The following is a 1,233-nucleotide window of genomic DNA, read 5'->3' as shown; positions in this document are numbered from 1 at the left end:
TCTGGCGCTGGGCGCTGCCAGTGGTTGAAAAGCATCTCGGCGAAGCCTGGTCGCTCGACGACATCCTGCCGCACGTGCATCGCGTCGGACGCGGCCTGATCCGGGTCGATGCCGACGAGGTGACCTATCCCCTGCATGTCATCCTGCGCTACGAACTGGAACAGGAACTCGTCTCGGGCCGGCTGGAGGTGGCCGATCTGCCCGAAGCCTGGGACGCCAAGATGCGCGACTACCTCGGCCTTTCCACCATCGACAACCCAGCCGACGGGCCAATGCAGGACGTGCATTGGCCCGGGGCAGCTTTCGGCTACTTCCCCTCCTACACGCTGGGCGCGATGATGGCAGCACAGCAATGGGCGGCGCTGACGCGGGAGCATCCTGCCGCCGACGAGGATCTCGCCAAAGGCAATTTCGAGGCGATCAACGACTGGCGCCGCCAAAAAATCTGGTCACAGGGGTCACGCTGGTCGACGCCGGACCTGCTCGAACGCGCCACAGGCGAAAAGCTCAACGCCACCTATTTCGTGAACCATCTGAAACAGCGCTATGGAGCCGCATAGCGGCTGTCGCCACAGCGCCAGATCTGCCTATTCCGCCGCGCCCCTGAAAGCACTGGCGCCGGTTTCGAACTGCAGCTTGGCCAGCCGTGCATAGATGCCGCCCTTGGCGACAAGGCTTTGATGCGTGCCTTCCTCGACGATCGAGCCCCCATCCATGACCAGGATCCTGTCGGCCTTCAGCACCGTTGCCAGGCGGTGGGCGATGACGATCGTGGTGCGGCCCTGCATCAGCCGTTCCAATGCCGTCTGCACCAGCGTTTCGCTTTCGGCGTCGAGTGCCGAGGTGGCCTCGTCGAGCAACAGGATCGGCGCGTCGCGCAAGATGGCACGGGCGATCGCAACCCGCTGGCGCTGACCGCCTGACAGCGTCACGCCGCGCTCGCCGACTTGGCTGTCATAGCCTTTTTCCAGCTTGAGGATGAATTCATCGGCAAGTGCATCCTTCGCCGCCGTCTCGATTTCGGTCTTGCTGGCTCCCGGCCGGCCGAAACCGATATTGTCACGCGCGCTTGCCGCGAAAATGGTGACGTCCTGCGGCACGATGGCGATGCGCTGGCGGACCGAAACGGGATCGGCCTCGCGCACATCGACGCCGTCGATCAGGATCTTGCCTGTTTCGGGATCGTAAAAACGCAGGATCAGCGAAAACACCGTGCTCTTGCCGGCCCCTGAC

1 protein-coding gene and 1 pseudogene are annotated in these 1,233 nt (G+C 63.7%); one reads left to right on the top strand and one right to left on the bottom strand.

Features of this window, described 5'->3' with window-relative positions; translation table 11 throughout:
- Positions 1 to 560 (top strand): annotated as a pseudogene (locus ENZ75_RS32265) (carboxypeptidase M32); the annotation flags it as partial.
- 27 nt (positions 561 to 587) lie between these two features.
- Here ENZ75_RS32265 and ENZ75_RS32260 read toward each other — a convergent pair.
- Positions 588 to 1,233: ATP-binding cassette domain-containing protein (locus ENZ75_RS32260; RefSeq protein WP_128278631.1), on the bottom strand; the 646-nt coding region annotated here is incomplete at its 5' end.

The sequence above is a fragment of the Mesorhizobium sp. M7A.F.Ca.CA.002.04.1.1 genome (assembly GCF_004022805.1).
Taxonomy (GTDB): domain Bacteria; phylum Pseudomonadota; class Alphaproteobacteria; order Rhizobiales; family Rhizobiaceae; genus Mesorhizobium; species Mesorhizobium ciceri.
The sequence above is the reverse complement of the archived record's forward strand: the minus strand, read 5'-3'. Positions and strand labels throughout refer to the sequence as shown.